Consider the following 15413-nt stretch of genomic DNA (forward strand, 5'->3'; position numbering starts at 1 on the left):
ATCGCGCGCGGGCGGCGATGTTGCCTCGGCGCGCCGGGCGCGTGCTTCAGGCGTTCGGCGCGATGTCCTCGTAGTTCCAGTATTCCGGTGCGATCCATTCGTGCAGCGTCGGATACACGGCCTCGCGGAACAGCGCGACCGCCGGGAACGGGCGGAACGCGACGGTGCGTTCGACAATCCGTCCATGTTCGTCGTCCACGATGATTTCCAGGCTTTCGAGCTTGCGCCCCGCGATGCTGCCTTCCCAGCGCAGCAGGGTGGTACGGGCGTCGAGCCGGTATTCGCCCGTGAAGCGCCCGGCGCGCACGCCCGACGATTGGGCGAACACCTGCGCCACGCGCTCGCGGCCCGTCACGGCCTTCGTGAAGATGGGGCTGTGAAACGCCACCTGCGGCGCCAGCAGCGGTTCGACGTCGGCGGCCGTGTGCGGGCCGGCTTCGCGCAGTTTTCTCAGGGCATGCATGGGAACTCCCGGTTTGGTCAAAACGGGAATGCTAGGGGGCGGTGCGCGGGGGATTGAGCGCCGATGCGCTCAGAGCGTCTTGTCGTGACGGTACGAATCACGCAGGGCCGGCCATCTGCGCCGACAACGCGCCATAGATGCCGCAGAACCAGTCGATGAACACGCGCGTCTTGCGCGGCAGGTGGCGGTCGGGGCGATAGATCACATGCACCGGGCGCGGCGAGACTTCGTATTGCGCGAGGATTCGCCGCAAGCCGCCCGATTCCAGTTGTGGGCGCAACGAATAGAACGAGCCGCACACAATGCCCAGGCCCGCCACGCCGCAGGCGACGTAGGCATCCGCGTCGTCGACCGTCACCACGCTTTTCATGCGCAACGCGTGCGGGTTGCCGTCGACGGAGAAATCCCACGGCTGCACGCGGCCCGTCACTTGCGAGATGTAATGCACGCCGATGTGTTGCTGCAAGTTGTCGAGCGTGGCCGGCTCGCCGTGGGCGGCCAGATAGGCGGGCGACGCGCAGACGATGTTCCAGGCGTCGCCCGCCCGCTTCGAGACGACCTCGTCGCTGATCACGTTGCCGACGCGAATCGCGCAGTCGAGCGATTCGCCGACCAGATCGACAGGGCGGTCGGACACCACGAGATCGATCGTCACGTCGGGATACGCGGCCACGAACGCGGGCAGCGCCGGAATCAGCACGCCTTTCGCGACCGAGCCCGGCAGGCTCACGCGCACCCGGCCGCTCGCGCTGCGGCGCGACCGGCCGACCCCGGCTTCCATCTCGTCGATGTCGTCGAGCACGCGCACGCAGCGTTCGTAGTAGGCGCGCCCGTCGTCGGTGAGCCGCACGCTGCGCGTGGTGCGATTGAGCAGGCGCACGGCCAGATGTGCCTCGAGCGATTGCACGAGGCGCGACACCGAGGGCGCTGGCAGGTTCAGCGCCAGCGCCGCCTTCGAGAAGCTGCCGGTGTCGACCACCTGCACGAACACCTTCATGGCGAACAGCCGGTCCATTTTCGTTTTTCCCCGACGCGAACGAGCGGCGATTATGTCACTTTCCGCTAATACGCTCCGAGCGTTTCCGTCATCGATCATCGCGCGCCCGGCCCGCATGCTCGGGCTTTCCGTCCTCGACGAGATCGACCATGACCTCCCCCTTGTTCCAGCCTTTCGACCGCGCTCGGCTTGCGCTGCGCAACCGTATTGTGATGGCGCCGATGACGCGCCGGTGCAGCCCCGGCGGCGTGCCTGGCGCCGACGTGGCCGCCTATTACCGCAGCCGCGCGGCCGGCGGCGTGGGCCTGATCGTGACCGAGGGCGTGACCGTCGATCGCCCGGCCGCGTCGTTCGACGCGAACATTCCGAACCTGCACGACGCCGCGAGCCGGGCCGGCTGGCGTGCGGTGGTGGACGGCGTGCACGCCGAAGGCGCGCGCATCGCGGCCCAGCTCTGGCACGTCGGCCTGCAGCGCGGGGCCGGCGCCGGCCCGCATTCCGACGCAATCAGCGAGGGACCGAGCCGCGCGGCCGACCACACGGCCGCGATGTCCGACGCCGACATCGCGGACACCATCGACGCCTTCGCGCGTGCCGCCGTCGCGGCGCGCGAGGCCGGCTTCGACGCCGTCGAGGTGCATGGCGCGCACGGCTATCTGATCGACCAGTTCGCGTGGCCGGTCACAAACCGGCGCGCCGACGCCTACGGCGGCGACGCGGCCGGCCGCACGCGCCTCGCCGCCGAGGTGGTGCGCGCGATCCGCCGCGAGGCCGGCGCGCTGCCGATCCTGTTCCGCTTTTCGCAATGGAAGCTGCAGGACTACGGCGCGCGGCTCGCGCATACGCCGCAGGAATTGGAGCAGCTCCTCGCGCCGATCGTCGATGCCGGCGCGGATCTGCTGCATGCCTCCACGCGCCGCTACTGGCAGCCCGAATTCGACGGCTCGCCGCTCGGGCTCGCGGGCTGGGCGAAACAGCTGACCGGGCTGCCGACCATCATGGTCGGCTCGGTCGGGCTGGAGGGCGGCGACGTGGTGGGCGCGTTGCGCGAAGGCGAGCACGCCGCGACGGTCGGCCCGCTCGCGCCGGTCGAGGCGCGCCTCACGGCAGGCGAGTGCGACCTGGTCGCGGTGGGACGCGCGCTGATCGCGAACCCGGACTGGGCGAACCTCGTGGCGGCGCAGCGCCTCGACGCGTTGCGGCCGTTCGACAAGGGGCTGCTGGCGACGATGTGACTCGCCCGAACGGCACATGCGCTCCGGCTTCGGGACAACCCGGATTGCCGCAGCCGGTTCCCATCCGTATCTTTCTACATCATACGTATGATCTAGAGAGTCATTCATGGCAACCCTGCACCGGCAGGTACTGAACCAGATGGGCGAGCAGATCTGCTCCGGGCAACTCGCTCCGGGCGAGGTGCTGCCGTCCGAGGACGAGCTTGCCGAGCGGCTCAAGGTGAGCCGCATCACGATCCGCGAGACGGTCAAGTCGTTGTCCGCCAAGGGCATGCTGCAGGTGCGGCGGCGCTACGGCACGATCGTGCTGCCGCGCTCGCAATGGCAACTGTTCGATCCCGACGTGATCCATTGGCGCGCCCGGGCCGGCACAGTGGACGACGCGCTGATCCAGGACCTGATGGAGCTGCGCCTGATCATCGAGCCGAACGCGGCCAAGCTTGCCGCGAAGCGCGCCACCGATGCGGACCGCATCGCGATCCGGCGCGCGTATCAGGCGATGGCGCGCGCCGTGGCCGGCGACGGCGACTACGTGCCGGCCGACCTGGCGTTTCACGGCGCGATCCTGACCGCCTGCCACAACCAGTTCGTCCAGCAGATGCAGAACGCGCTGTCGTCGATCCTCGAAACCAGCTTCGCGCTCAGTTCGGAGATCGCCGGCGGCCCGGCCCGCTCGCTGCCCATGCACGAAGCGCTGTGCATCGCCATCGAGAACGGCGACGAAGCGGCTGCGGAGGCGGCGTCGCTCGTGCTGATCCGGCGCGCCGAGCAGGACTTCGAGGATCGCGCGGCGCTGCATCGGGCCGTGGGCGGCAAGCCCGCCTGAGCCCCCGAGCCCTGTAAGCCGCCCGAGCGGCGATTCGGCATTTCACGTCATCGCGGCCGGCAGCGGCCGCGAGGGGCGCACTCGCGCCCGACCTTCGACTATCGAGAGGATTCCTCATGACTTCTTTGTTCGATCTGAGCGGCCGCACAGCGCTCGTGACCGGTTCGGCGCGCGGCATCGGCTACGCGCTGGCCGAAGGCCTCGCCACCGCCGGCGCGCGCGTGATCGTGAACGGCACGCAGGCCGACACCGTGGCCGCCGCGGTCGGCCGGCTTGCCGAGCGGGGCTTCGACGTGCAAGGCCGTGCGTTCGACGTGACCGACGAGCAGGCCGTGGCCGACGCGTTCGCGCAATGGGACCGGGACGGCGTGCCGATCGACATCGTGATCAACAACGCCGGCATCCAGTTTCGCAAGCCGCTCGTCGAGCTGGCGCTCGGCGACTGGCAGCGCGTGATCGACACCAACCTGACGAGCGCGTTCATCGTCGGCCAGCAGGCGGCGCGGCGCATGATCGCGCGCGGCACGGGCGGCAAGATCATCAACATCGGCTCGCTGACCAGCGAGGCGGCGCGCGCGACGGTGGGCGCCTACACGGCGGCGAAGGGCGGCATCAAGATGCTGACGCGCGCGATGAGCGCCGAATGGGCGCAGTCGAACATCCAGGCGAACGCGATCGGCCCCGGCTACATCCTGACCGACATGAATCAGCCGCTGGTGGAGAACGCGAGCTTCGACGCGTGGGTCAAGAGCAGCAACCCGACCCAGCGCTGGGGCAAGCCCGAGGAACTGGTCGGCACCGCCGTGTACCTCGCCTCGGCGGCGTCGAGCTACGTGAACGGCCAGATCATCTACGTCGACGGCGGTTGGCTGTCGGTCCTGTAAGCAGCACCTGAACCCCGGCCGCCCACACCAACAACACCAGACGGGCGGCGGCTCGCACGCACCTACCGGAGACATCATGGACAGCGACAAACCCGTGGCACCCCAAAGATGGTGGTATCTGATGCCCATCATCTTCATCACCTACAGCCTGGCCTATCTCGACCGCGCGAACTACGGCTTCGCCGCGGCGGCCGGGATCGACAAGGATCTCGGCATCACGCACGGCATGTCGTCGCTGATCGGTTCGCTGTTCTTTCTCGGCTATTGCCTGTTCCAGGTGCCGGGCGCGATCTACGCGCAGCGCAACAGCGTCAAGAAGCTGATCTTCGCGAGCCTGATTCTGTGGGGGCTGTGCGCGGCGGCGACGGGGATGGTCAGCAATATCCCAATGCTGATGGTGCTGCGCTTCGTGCTCGGCGTGGTGGAGGCGGCGGTCATGCCGTCGATGCTGATGTACATCAGCCGCTGGTTCACGCGCTCCGAACGCTCGCGCGCGAACACCTTCCTGATCCTCGGCAACCCGGTCACGGTGTTGTGGATGTCGGTGGTGTCGGGCTATCTGGTGCGCAGCTTCGGGTGGCGCGAAATGTTCGTCCTCGAGGGGCTGCCCGCGCTCGCCTGGGCCGTGGTGTGGTGGTTCACGGTCAAGGACCGTCCGGCCGATGCGCCGTGGATGAGCCAGGCGGAAAAGGCCGAACTCGATGCGCGCCTGAAGGCGGAGCAGGCCGATATCGCGCCGGTGCGTGATTACAAGGCCGCGTTTCGTTCGCCGGTGGTGTTGAAGTGCTGCGCGATCCATGCGCTCTGGAGCATCGGCGTGTACGGCTTCATCATGTGGCTGCCGTCGATCCTGAAGGCGGCCTCGACGATCGACATCGTGTCGGTCGGCTGGCTGGCCGCCGTGCCGTATCTGGCCGCGATCATCCTGATGCTGCTCGCGTCCTGGTTGTCGGACAAGACGCGCAATCGCAAGCTGTTCGTCTGGCCGCTGCTGCTGATCGGCACCATCGCGCTGGTGGCGTCGTATCTGGTCGGCGGCTCGCACTTCTGGATTTCGTTCGTTCTGCTCGTGATTGCCGGCGCGACGATGTATGCGCCTTACGGGCCGTTCTTCGCGCTGGTGCCCGAACTGGTGCCGAGCAACGTGCTGGGCGGCGCGATCGGCATCATCAATTCGAGCGGCGCGCTCGGCGCGTTCCTCGGCTCGTGGGTGGTCGGCTACCTGAACGGTGCGACCGGCAGCCCGTCCGCGTCGTACATCTTCATGGCGGTGGGGCTGCTGGCATCGGTGATCCTGACGATGACCATGCCGGCTCGCGCCGAGCCGCGCCCGGCCGAGCCGTCGGCGGCCTCGCTCGGCCGTACCTGATGCACTTGGCGCCTCGCGTCGCATTCCTCATTCTCTGGATTTCCGCATACCCATGACCACCCTGATTACCGATGTGAAGGTCATCCTGACCGCACCCGAAGGGATCAACCTGATCGTCGTCAAGATCGAGACCAACCAGCCCGGGCTGGTCGGGCTCGGTTGCGCGACGTTCGCGTACCGGCACCTCGCCGTGCAATGTCTCATCGAAGCGTATTTGAGGCCGCTGCTGATCGGCCGCGATGCCGAGGCGATCGAGGAGCTGTGGCAACTGATGCACCAGAACGCGTACTGGCGAAACGGCCCGATCGAGAACAACGCGATCTCGGGCGTGGACATGGCGTTGTGGGACATCAAGGGCAAGATGGCGAACCTGCCGCTGTATCAGTTGTTCGGCGGCAAGTGCCGCGAGGGCGTGCCGGTGTACCGGCATGCCGACGGCCGCGATCTCGGCGAGCTGTGCGAGAACATCCAGAAGTATCGCGAGCAGGGCATCACGCATATCCGCTGTCAGAGCGGCGGCTATGGCGGCGCGGGGTTTGGTGCGGCGCCGGCTGGCGCGCCGCACGGCTCGGCCGACGGCATCTATCTCGACAGCCGCAAATACATGCGCGAGACGCTGAAGCTGTTCGACGGCATCCGCAGCCGGATCGGCTTCGATGTCGAGCTGTGCCACGACGTGCACGAGCGCTTGAAGCCGGTCGAGGCGATCCGCTTCGCGCGCGAACTGGAGCCGTACGAGCTGTTCTTCCTGGAGGACGCCATCGCGCTGGAGGAGGGCGAGTGGCTCCGCCAGTTGCGCGAGAAGACCACGACGCCGCTCGCGCAGGGCGAACTGTTCAACAATCCTTACGAATGGCGCTTCCTGATCACCGAGCGGCTGATCGATTTCATCCGCGTCCACCTGAGCCAGATCGGCGGCATCACGGCCGGCCGCAAGCTGCAGATCTTCGCCGAGCAGTTCGGCGTGAGAACGGCGTGGCACGGCCCGGGCGACATGTCGCCGCTCGCGCACGCGGCCAATATCCATATCGATCTCGCGTCGCGCAATTTCGGCGTGCAGGAGTGGTCGGGCACCGAGCCGCCGAACTTCGTGATCCAGCAACTGAAGGGGCCGCGCGAGGCGCTGTTGGCGGTGTTTCCGGGGCTGCCCGAATTTCGCGTCGGGCATGTGTATGCGAACGACAAGCCGGGCCTGGGCGTCGATATCGACGAAGCGGAAGCCGCGAAATATCCGTGCGAGAACACGGTGACGACGTGGACGCAGACGCGCTTGAAGGATGGCGCGCTGCAGACGCCTTGAGGGGGCGAGGGGAAACCCGATTGCATGGGGCGCGACTCGGCGCGGATGCTATAGTGGCTGCTCAGTATTCTGCCGTACGCGTTGCGGCGCAATGTTGTCAGTAACCATTGCGCCCGCGCCGTTGGCCATCGTCGTGGGTGCTCCAGCCATTGGAGAACGAACATGTTGACGACCCACGACTACCACCTCATCGAAGAACGGATACCCGAGGCCTGGGCGTTGAGCCGAGTGACCTCGGCCGGGGCGGCGATCGGCAATGCCGTCTATCCGACGCCCGCCTACGCACTGGCCGACGCGGCGAGCCACGATCCCCATGCCGAGTTCGAAATTCACCTGCGCGCCGACGACCCACAGGTGGACGTCCAGCTTCGCGATGCCTTGCTGATATTGCGCGACGCAGGCATGACCCACGCACGCCAGGTCTATTCCGTGTCGGAGGCGAAGCTGGCCCGGATCGGCTTGACCGATGCGGGATTCGCCGCGCTGACGGCTCGCTCGCCGTATCTCGGCGCGCCCGCTGCGGTGATCAAGTGGACGGCCGACGACGAGATCAATCTCGAACTGGCGGTGGTGGTGCAGGGCGATGCGCCCTGACTGCGGCCATGGACGGATTTCGGCCCGGCCTCGATGGGTTGTCGTTGCCGTGTGCCGGGGTCGTGCCAGGTCGAAATTCCGCCGCCCCATGCCGCAGATTGGAATGACTTTTTCCCTTCACGGCAGCTGCCGGATCGACCAGGAAATTTAGCTATACAAATCAATCAAGGCGCGTAGCATGAAGCGCTGAAGGTGGCGCTTTTCTCCGTGATTCGGCGCCATCCGCACGCCACCGATCCCGAACCGCGATCCTGGTGGTGGCTTGACCCACCGCGTTTTTGCGGCCTCCCTGCCTTGCGTCGAACGTCCATGCCGGCGTGACTTCCGCTTCAGGATCTCGGTTTCGCCGGTGCTGGCGAGTCTCGGCACGACTTGAATTTCCCTATTCCGGCCAGCGTGCCGGAGATGCCGGAGTGCGACATGAGCCCATTCGACCTGCAGTGCTCGATTCAATACGATGTCCCCGGTTTCGTCGACCGCCACCTGCCCGTCCAGGCGGGCGCCATCGAGATCATCGGGCTGTCTTCGCCGCGCCGATTCCGTGTCGACCCGACGCCTCGCCATGCCGATGGCGAGTACATGGCGCATGCGCGCATCCGGTCCCATCGCGCGGATGGCAGCGAATACGACGTTTATCTGAGTGGAGATCTGGCGTGCTTCGACAGTCGCGACGATGCGATCGCCTATGCCCGCAATTGGGCTCATGTCTGGTTGCACACGACCTATGGCTGAAGCGCCCCGGCGTGCGCTCGCGCCGCCGCATCGCCGCGTGGCATGCCGCGCGAGGCGCGGCGTGATCACGCCTCGTCGCAATGCACCTCGAAGTGCGTCAGTTCCGCGGTGCCGAACGCATTGCTGATGGCCACGTCGGCGGCATCCCGGCCGTAGGCCATCAAGACCCGGCCGATGCGCGGCGTGTTGTTTCGCGGGTCGAACGTCTGCCAGCCCCCTCCCACATACGCCTCGAACCAACCGGCGAAATCCATCGGCGCGGTAACGGGCGGCAAGCCCACGTCGCTGACATAGCCGGTGCAGTAGCGCGCCGGAATATTCATGGCCCGGCACAGCGCAACACCCAGATGCGCGAAATCACGGCACACGCCCTTGCGTTCGCGATACGCGTCCAGCGCGGTTTTCGTGGGCCGTGCGTGATCGTGGTCGAATTCGATGTGCTGGTGCACGAAGTCGCAGATCTTCAGCACGGTGTCGCGTCCGGGCACGCATTGGCCGAACAGGCGCCAGGCGGTTTCGACCAGCAGGTCGGTTTCGCAATAGCGGCTGCCGAGCAGGAACACCAGCGTTTCATCGGGCAGTTGCTCCACCGGATGGCCCCAATCGTTGCTGGGGCGCGTCTCCATTTCGCCGGACACGTTCAGCAGCGCGGTGGTGCTCAAATCGAGGCGCCCGACCGGCGCCACGATCCGGCTGCACAGGTTGCCGAAGCCGTCGCGATACTGGTGGAGCGGCAGCGGCGGATGAGTGACGAGCACATCCGGCACGACGATATCGTTCGCGTGCGAGAAGTGCGTGTTCAGCATCAGCATCATCGGCGTGGGTTGCGAACACGTGTATGACAATTGGTATCCGACGCGGAGTTTCATGAGTGTTCCTTGGCTGGGCGGGGTGGTGGGGCCGGCGAGCCGCGTGGCCGGCGGGGCGCGAAGCTCAGTCTGCCGGCCCCAGGATCACGTCGATCGCGGCCTGGCCGGCGACCTCGGCGATCAGGTAAGCCCAGCGTTCGGTAAACGGGCCGTTGCGCAGCGCGATGCGGCGCCCCTCGACGCCGCTCATCGCCAAGCTTGCGCCGCGTCCGATCTGGACGCTCACATCGAACGTGTCCTGTTTGGCCGGCGTCAATTCGACATGAATCTCGAAGTTGCGATACGCGATGGTTCGCTGCATGAAGACCTCTTTCAGGGGATCGGCAACCACGCGCTCGCCGCGCGCGAGCTCGATCGAGTCCTGCGCTTCGCAGCGTGCGGCATGGCTTGGGAGAAGCGGCGCACGGCGCGTGCCCGCTCCCGCGCGCTATTGCGTATTCGGGTCGAGTCGTAGCTTGTCGTACTCGCGCTTGACGACGCGATAGCATTCGCACACTCGGTTTTCCAGGCCGGGGCGGTCCAGCACTTCGATATGCCCGTAGTTATAGCGGATCAGGCCCGCGTCCTGCAGCTTCAGCGCGGCCCCGGTGACGCCCGAGCGGCGCACGCCCAGCATGTTCGCGATGAGTTCCTGCGTCATGCGCAATTGGTTCGACGGCAGACGGTCGAGGCTCATCAGCAGCCAACGGCACAACTGCTGATCGATGGAGTGGTGACGGTTGCAGACGGCGGTCTGCGCCATCTGCGTAATCAGCGCGTGGGTGTAGCGCAGCAACATCTGTTGCAGCATGCCGCCACGCTGGAATGCCTGGCCGAAGAGGCGTGCGTCCATCCGATAGGCGCGCCCGGCGCTTTGCACGATCGCTCGGCTCGGCGTGGTATCCACGCCCATGAACAGCGACACGCCGATCATCCCTTCCTTCCCGGCGATTGCGATTTCTGCCGATGAACCGTCTTCCATCACGTACAGCAGCGACATGATCGCGGTGGTCGGGAAATACGCATGGGATTGCCTGCTGCCGGATTCATGCAACAAGGTGCCGAGCGGCAGATCGACGAGCGATAGATGTGGGGCGATGTCCTTCCGTTCGTCTTCCGACAGTGCAGCGAGCAAATAGTTGTCCGTGAGGCGAGGGGGAAGGGGCATGAACCGATCCTGGTGGATGCTGGATTGACTGCCGAGGGCCCACCGCGGTGCGCATGCTCGCCGACACGCGATCATGTTCCGGGGGCCGGCCAGGGAGGCGGAAGGACGACACCAGTGTGCTCGGGCATGCGCCCGAACTCTGTACGGTGTGCGTGAATGGCGGCTGCGCGGCCGAGGCCGCGCCAGCGCGACGTCAACTGGCCTGATGCGCGTGCGTGCGGGCTATTTCGGAGGCTGCGCGGCCGGGGCTGCTGCCGGCTCCGCATCGGGCGCCGCATCCGGCAACAGCAGCGTAACGATCTCGCGGAATTGGGACGTGCAGCGCAGCGTGTCTTCGCGCGAGTTCAAGTCGATGGCTTCGAGCAGGCCGACGAACGCGCCGAGGAAGGCATCGGAGAGCGGAGTGGGCCGTCCATGCTCGCGCAGATGCGCCGCGTAGGCAAACACATCGCGGACAAAATCGAGCTGGGATGCGGAGAATTCGTCGTCGGTGATCGGTGCGGGAACGGCTGCAACGGTCTGCTGAGACAACGAGGCGGGCAAACGGAAGTACGATCGGGGATCGCTCATGCATGAATCTCGAGGTATGCACGAACGGTATGTGCGCGCGAAAGCGGCGTGGTGACCATAGGCGCATGTACTATATATGCCCCACGCATTTGACACGCCAATAGCACAATTTAATTGTGCTCAAATCAAGGCGCGAAGTCAAATGTATTTGACACTATTTTGATGATCGACTCATGCAATTCGATTGGGTTGGAACGTTCGATGAATTGAAGCGCAGGGGCCGATTCGCCAGCGATGCCCAAGTGGCGGAAAGTCTCGGGCTGACCCGCGCGCAGATTTCGGCCTGGCGCAACGGCAAGAGCGACCTCGGCGTGTTGACCAAGATCCGCATTCTCGATGCGCTTGGCCATGACACGTTGCGATCGTCGGTGCAAAGCCTGCTGCCGAGCCGCGATTACCACGAACAGGCACAACTGCAGCAACGTCTGGTCGAGCGGGTGCTGCGCTACGAGCAGGACGATCGTGCGCCGCACGACGCCGACGAGCCGTCGATGCAGCTCAATCACTTGCTGGCCGCGCTGCCCGGCGACGAGCGGCGCCGTATCGAGCCGCATCTGACGCCCGTCACGATGCCGCTCGGGCATGTCGTCTATGAATCGGGCGACCATCTCAGCCATATCTACCTGCCGACCACCGCGATCATCTCGATGCTCTACGTAATGGAGAACGGTGCGTCGGCCGAGATCGCGGTGGTGGGGCGCGACGGTCTCGTGGGGGTGGCGCTGTTCATGGGGGGCGAGACGATGCCGAACCGCGCGATCGTCCAGAGCGGAGGCGACGCGTTCAAACTCAGCGGGCAGGTCGTCAAGGATGAGTTCGCGCGCGGCGGTGCGGTGCAGCGCCTGTTCCTGCGCTACACGCAGGCGCTCATCACGCAGATGGCGCAAACGGCCGTCTGCAACCGGCATCATTCGATTTCGCAGCAGTTCTGCCGCTGGTTGCTGCTGAGTCTCGACCGGCTCGATTCAAGCGATGTGCAGATGACGCAGGAGCTGATCGCCGACATGCTCGGCGTGCGTCGCGCGAGCGTGACGGAAACCGCGAGAAAACTCCAGGAGGCGGGCCTGATCCGCTACTCGCGCGGCAAGATCGAAGTGCTCGATCGCGCCGCGCTGGAGCGTCATGTGTGCGAGTGCTATCAGGTGGTGCGCGAGGAAAGCGATCGGCTGCTGTCGCCACGGTGATCGCGGCGATGGTCGGCGTGCGGCAGCCCGGCATGGCCCGGCATCGCCCGGCTCGCTGCCGCTCACCGCGGCCCGGGCGGATCGTCCGGCAGCGTCGGCTCCGCGGCGAGCCAGTACGGGCGGCGCTGATAATGCGCGTGCACCTGCCGTCCCCACTCGGGATCCGCCATCGACGGCCACGCGTTCTTGTCGAACGCGGGCGCGTTTTTCACGCTTTCCGCGGTCATGGCGAGCCGAAAGCACTTCTCATGGGCATCGAGCGTCAGCGCACTCCACGGAATGGCCCGAAGCGTGTCGCCGATGCCGAGAAAGCCTCCGCTGGACAACACCGCGTAGGCGATCCGCCCACCACGCACGTCCAGCATGATCTCCGAAATCTTGCCGAGTTCCTCGTTGTCGCTCGACATGAGCTTGTCGCCACGCAGCGTGTCGGCCGCCATCACGTCCGGGCCGGGGCCTTCACCGCTCTCGCCGCCGATGATCGCCGTGCCGTCCGGCGTTGAAGCAGAGGGTTGGGCCGGATCGATTATCGTCATGACGTTATCCTGAATAAATGATGGAAGATGCCGTACGGCGGAACTGTCGGGCCGGCCGGGGTATCGGCGCTCGAACGGCATGAACCCTTGATGCCCACAATGCGCGCATCGACTGAACGAATCGGTACGGCATCGTACGAAGTGGTGGCGGCCGACCGTGATCGTTTTCGCTTGCGGCGATCAAACCATGCATGCCGTTGTGAAGCGGCCAGCGAAAATAATCGATTGGACGGAATCCCGGCCACGGCGAACAGGCCGGAAAATGTACCGAGACGGGGTGGCCACCCGCGCTGACGCGGATGTTTTTACCAATGCGTCAATCCAAAGGTGCGATGGAAATCGGCGTGCAAAAATTCTCATGCCGAATCGATAAGTCAATTCCAGGTGAGATACGATGTTTTTGGTAAGGATCATATGGTTTATATATGGTCGATGGATTTTCGCGATCCCGGATTAATCGTCAAATGAGTTTGACGTTCTGCTGTTTTTACTCACGCCATTCAATTGGCTTGAGATCTTTGATAAAGGTAAACACGGAGGGCATGCTTGCCCCACGTTCAACTGGCGGAACGTCTCGTGTCGGCTCCCATGTAGGCCGTGAGACTGCGCCTGGAGGCGGGTTTGGCCGCTATTCGCGCGAGGAATCGAGGTGGCCCACGCGAGCGCTCGTACCCGTTGCAATGAGTATTCGGCAACGATCGCATCGCGGCTTCGTGCCGATAGTTGGGAAATGAAAGAGGCGCAGCCCTACCGGTCATACCATGCTTCGATGATCCGGAATTCACCCGGCGCCTGCCGGAAAATTCGTCACGACGGTAAATTCAACGCACGGATACGCGCCCGGGTTTGATCGGGCGGTCAAATGGCGAACCGGCCGTATCGTCGTGCGAGCAAAAATCAGCATTTACCGTACAGACCGGCCAGAGAAAAAAAAGCACATTGCGCGAACCGAATGCGGGGCAGTCTCCGCATTGAACGGGCGTTATTGCCTATCCGCCATTCGTGAATTTTTCATGTAATGGCCGACAGGGCGGCGCCTTGATTTGGCGTGTCGAGGCATACCGATGCAAGTCGATGACGACGAGGCTTTGTTTTCATCGTGGCCGCCGTGATTGGCGCGGCGACGATCGCAGGTTTGTGTATACCGGCAGATGATGAACCGTATCAGCACCTTTAATTTTTTATCGACCATTTTCGACACGTCGCGATAGCGCGGAACGTTATCGACATGTGCTCGGCCTCGCCCGTCTTTACGCGAAGCCGTGCAATTACCTCTCCAAGGCGGCATGCAAAATCCTCGACGTGTCGATTCTCCGCTCGTGTCTCTCGCTTCGTCGTCTCCGGCCAGCCTGCCGACCGATGAGGCGTCAAGCGCGCCGGCCGTTCGTCGGTGTCTTTATTTGGCACGAGATCCGGATGCGGCGCTGGTGGCGTACCTCGCGGCACGACACTGGGACGTGTCGCTCGCGATCAGTTCGAAACCCGTGCGTCGTCGCGAGCGGCCCGGCGCCGTGCATGCCGGCATCGTCGATCTCGACGGCTTCGACACCCACGAAGCCGCCGCGCTCGAGCCGATGCTGCGGAGCAAGCAGATCGGCTGGATTGCGCTGGTGGATCCGCTGCGGCTGGCCGAACCCGAAGTGCGCCAACTGATTCACCGCTATTGCTTCGATTACCTGACGCGGCCGTCGACCTACGCGGCGGTCGATCATGCCGTCAACCGTGCATCGTGGATGGCGGATTTGCGTGAGCATGACTGCGCGCCCGATGGCGCCAACGTCGGGGGCCATGGCATGGTGGGCGCGAGCGAGGCGATGCAACGCCTGTTTCGCTCGATCGAGAAGGTCGCGAAGGCCGATGCGCCGGTGTTCATCTCGGGCGAATCGGGTACCGGCAAGGAATTGACGGCCCGTGCGATCCACGCCCAATCGGGGCGAAGCAAGGCGCCGTTCATCGCGATCAATTGCGGTGCGATACCGCCACATCTGTTGCAGTCCGAATTGTTCGGCTACGAACGCGGTGCATTCACGGGCGCGAACCACCCGAAGATCGGGCGGATCGAGGCTGCCGACGGCGGGACGCTGTTTCTCGACGAGATCGGCGACTTGCCGTTCGAAAGCGGCGCGAGCCTGTTGCGCTTCCTGTCCGATAAAAAAATCGAACGCCTGGGGGGGCACGCTTCGATTCCGGTCGATGTCCGCGTGATCACGGCCACGCATGTCGATCTCGACGCCGCGATCGATGACGGGCGCTTTCGAGCGGACCTGTTCTATCGTCTATGCGTGCTTCGGATCAACGAACCGCCGTTGCGTGAGCGCGGGGGGGATATCGAATTGATCGCGTATCACATCCTGCAGAAGTTTCGCGGCGACGCCGAGCGCATGATTCTCGGCTTCACGGGCTGCGCGCACCAGGCCATGCACGCCTATTCCTGGCCCGGCAATGTGCGCGAGCTGATCAACCGAATCCGGCGCGCGATCGTCATGGCCGACAGCAGGTTGATCTCGGCTGCGGACCTGGGCCTCGACCAGTTCATCACACCGGTGCCGACCACGCTCGCGCAGGCGCGGGAGGGGGCGGAAAAAAGCACGATCGAAGCCGCGTTGTTGCGGCACCGGAACCAGCACATCAAGGCGGCGAGCGAACTCGGCATTTCACGCGCGACCTTGTATCGGCTGTTGAACTCGCACGGCCTGTGACATGTCCG

At 65.0% G+C, this 15413-nt stretch carries 16 protein-coding genes; 9 read left to right on the plus strand and 7 right to left on the minus strand.

Annotation, left to right across the window (positions count from 1 at the left end; all coding sequences use genetic code 11):
* Positions 1–46: 46 nt before the first annotated feature.
* Positions 47–463 (minus strand): hypothetical protein, encoded by a 417-nt coding sequence (locus AB4850_RS19250; RefSeq protein WP_414444599.1) that lies wholly within the window; start codon positions 461–463, stop codon positions 47–49.
* Positions 464–560: 97 nt separating this feature from the next.
* Positions 561–1478: a LysR family transcriptional regulator gene (locus tag AB4850_RS19255; protein ID WP_414444600.1), complete on the minus strand. Its 918-nt coding sequence runs from the start codon at positions 1476–1478 to the stop codon at positions 561–563.
* Between the two features lie 131 nt (positions 1479–1609).
* On the opposite strand from AB4850_RS19255, the gene AB4850_RS19260 reads away from it, so the two are divergent.
* The 7 genes from AB4850_RS19260 (at position 1610) to AB4850_RS19290 (ending at position 8400) form a co-directional block, all read left to right on the plus strand.
* Positions 1610–2695 (plus strand): 12-oxophytodienoate reductase, encoded by a 1086-nt coding sequence (locus AB4850_RS19260; protein ID WP_414444601.1) that lies wholly within the window; start codon positions 1610–1612, stop codon positions 2693–2695.
* Between the two features lie 106 nt (positions 2696–2801).
* Complete coding sequence (locus tag AB4850_RS19265; RefSeq protein ID WP_414444602.1) at positions 2802–3521, plus strand: FadR/GntR family transcriptional regulator; 720 nt, start codon at positions 2802–2804, stop codon at positions 3519–3521.
* Between the two features lie 116 nt (positions 3522–3637).
* Positions 3638–4405, plus strand: a complete 768-nt coding sequence (locus AB4850_RS19270; RefSeq protein WP_414444603.1) for an SDR family oxidoreductase — start codon at positions 3638–3640, stop codon at positions 4403–4405.
* A 76-nt stretch (positions 4406–4481) separates the two neighbouring features.
* The gene (locus AB4850_RS19275) at positions 4482–5774 is read left to right on the plus strand and encodes an MFS transporter (RefSeq protein WP_414444604.1); all 1293 of its coding nucleotides are present in this window, start codon (positions 4482–4484) and stop codon (positions 5772–5774) included.
* Between the two features lie 52 nt (positions 5775–5826).
* Positions 5827–7074, plus strand: a complete 1248-nt coding sequence (locus tag AB4850_RS19280; protein WP_414444605.1) for an enolase C-terminal domain-like protein — start codon at positions 5827–5829, stop codon at positions 7072–7074.
* Positions 7075–7236: 162 nt separating this feature from the next.
* Complete coding sequence (locus AB4850_RS19285; protein ID WP_414444606.1) at positions 7237–7668, plus strand: hypothetical protein; 432 nt, start codon at positions 7237–7239, stop codon at positions 7666–7668.
* Between the two features lie 519 nt (positions 7669–8187).
* Complete coding sequence (locus AB4850_RS19290) at positions 8188–8400, plus strand: hypothetical protein (protein WP_414445555.1); 213 nt, start codon at positions 8188–8190, stop codon at positions 8398–8400.
* Between the two features lie 65 nt (positions 8401–8465).
* Here AB4850_RS19290 and AB4850_RS19295 read toward each other — a convergent pair whose 3' ends face one another.
* From AB4850_RS19295 to AB4850_RS19310, 4 genes are all read right to left on the minus strand, one after another.
* Positions 8466–9269, minus strand: a complete 804-nt coding sequence (locus AB4850_RS19295; RefSeq protein WP_414444607.1) for a transglutaminase-like domain-containing protein — start codon at positions 9267–9269, stop codon at positions 8466–8468.
* Between the two features lie 64 nt (positions 9270–9333).
* On the minus strand, positions 9334–9570 hold the full coding sequence (locus AB4850_RS19300; protein ID WP_414445556.1) for a hypothetical protein: 237 nt from the start codon (positions 9568–9570) through the stop codon (positions 9334–9336).
* A gap of 126 nt (positions 9571–9696) precedes the next feature.
* Positions 9697–10416, minus strand: a complete 720-nt coding sequence (locus tag AB4850_RS19305) for a Crp/Fnr family transcriptional regulator (RefSeq protein WP_414444608.1) — start codon at positions 10414–10416, stop codon at positions 9697–9699.
* A gap of 222 nt (positions 10417–10638) precedes the next feature.
* Positions 10639–10947, minus strand: coding sequence for a hypothetical protein (locus AB4850_RS19310; RefSeq protein WP_414444609.1), 309 nt, complete (start codon positions 10945–10947; stop codon positions 10639–10641).
* A 281-nt stretch (positions 10948–11228) separates the two neighbouring features.
* Here AB4850_RS19310 and AB4850_RS19315 point away from each other — a divergent pair, with 281 nt between their 5' ends.
* On the plus strand, positions 11229–12170 hold the full coding sequence (locus AB4850_RS19315) for a Crp/Fnr family transcriptional regulator (RefSeq protein ID WP_414444610.1): 942 nt from the start codon (positions 11229–11231) through the stop codon (positions 12168–12170).
* 62 nt (positions 12171–12232) lie between these two features.
* On the opposite strand, the gene AB4850_RS19320 is transcribed toward AB4850_RS19315, so the two are convergent.
* Positions 12233–12706: a PRC-barrel domain-containing protein gene (locus tag AB4850_RS19320; RefSeq protein ID WP_414444611.1), complete on the minus strand. Its 474-nt coding sequence runs from the start codon at positions 12704–12706 to the stop codon at positions 12233–12235.
* Between the two features lie 1286 nt (positions 12707–13992).
* On the opposite strand from AB4850_RS19320, the gene AB4850_RS19325 reads away from it, so the two are divergent.
* A complete protein-coding gene (locus AB4850_RS19325; protein ID WP_414444612.1) occupies positions 13993–15405 on the plus strand; it encodes a sigma 54-interacting transcriptional regulator in 1413 nt (470 codons plus the stop codon).
* Positions 15406–15413: the final 8 nt, after the last annotated feature.

The organism is Burkholderia sp. 22PA0106 (genome assembly GCF_047497155.1).
Lineage (GTDB): Bacteria > Pseudomonadota > Gammaproteobacteria > Burkholderiales > Burkholderiaceae > Burkholderia.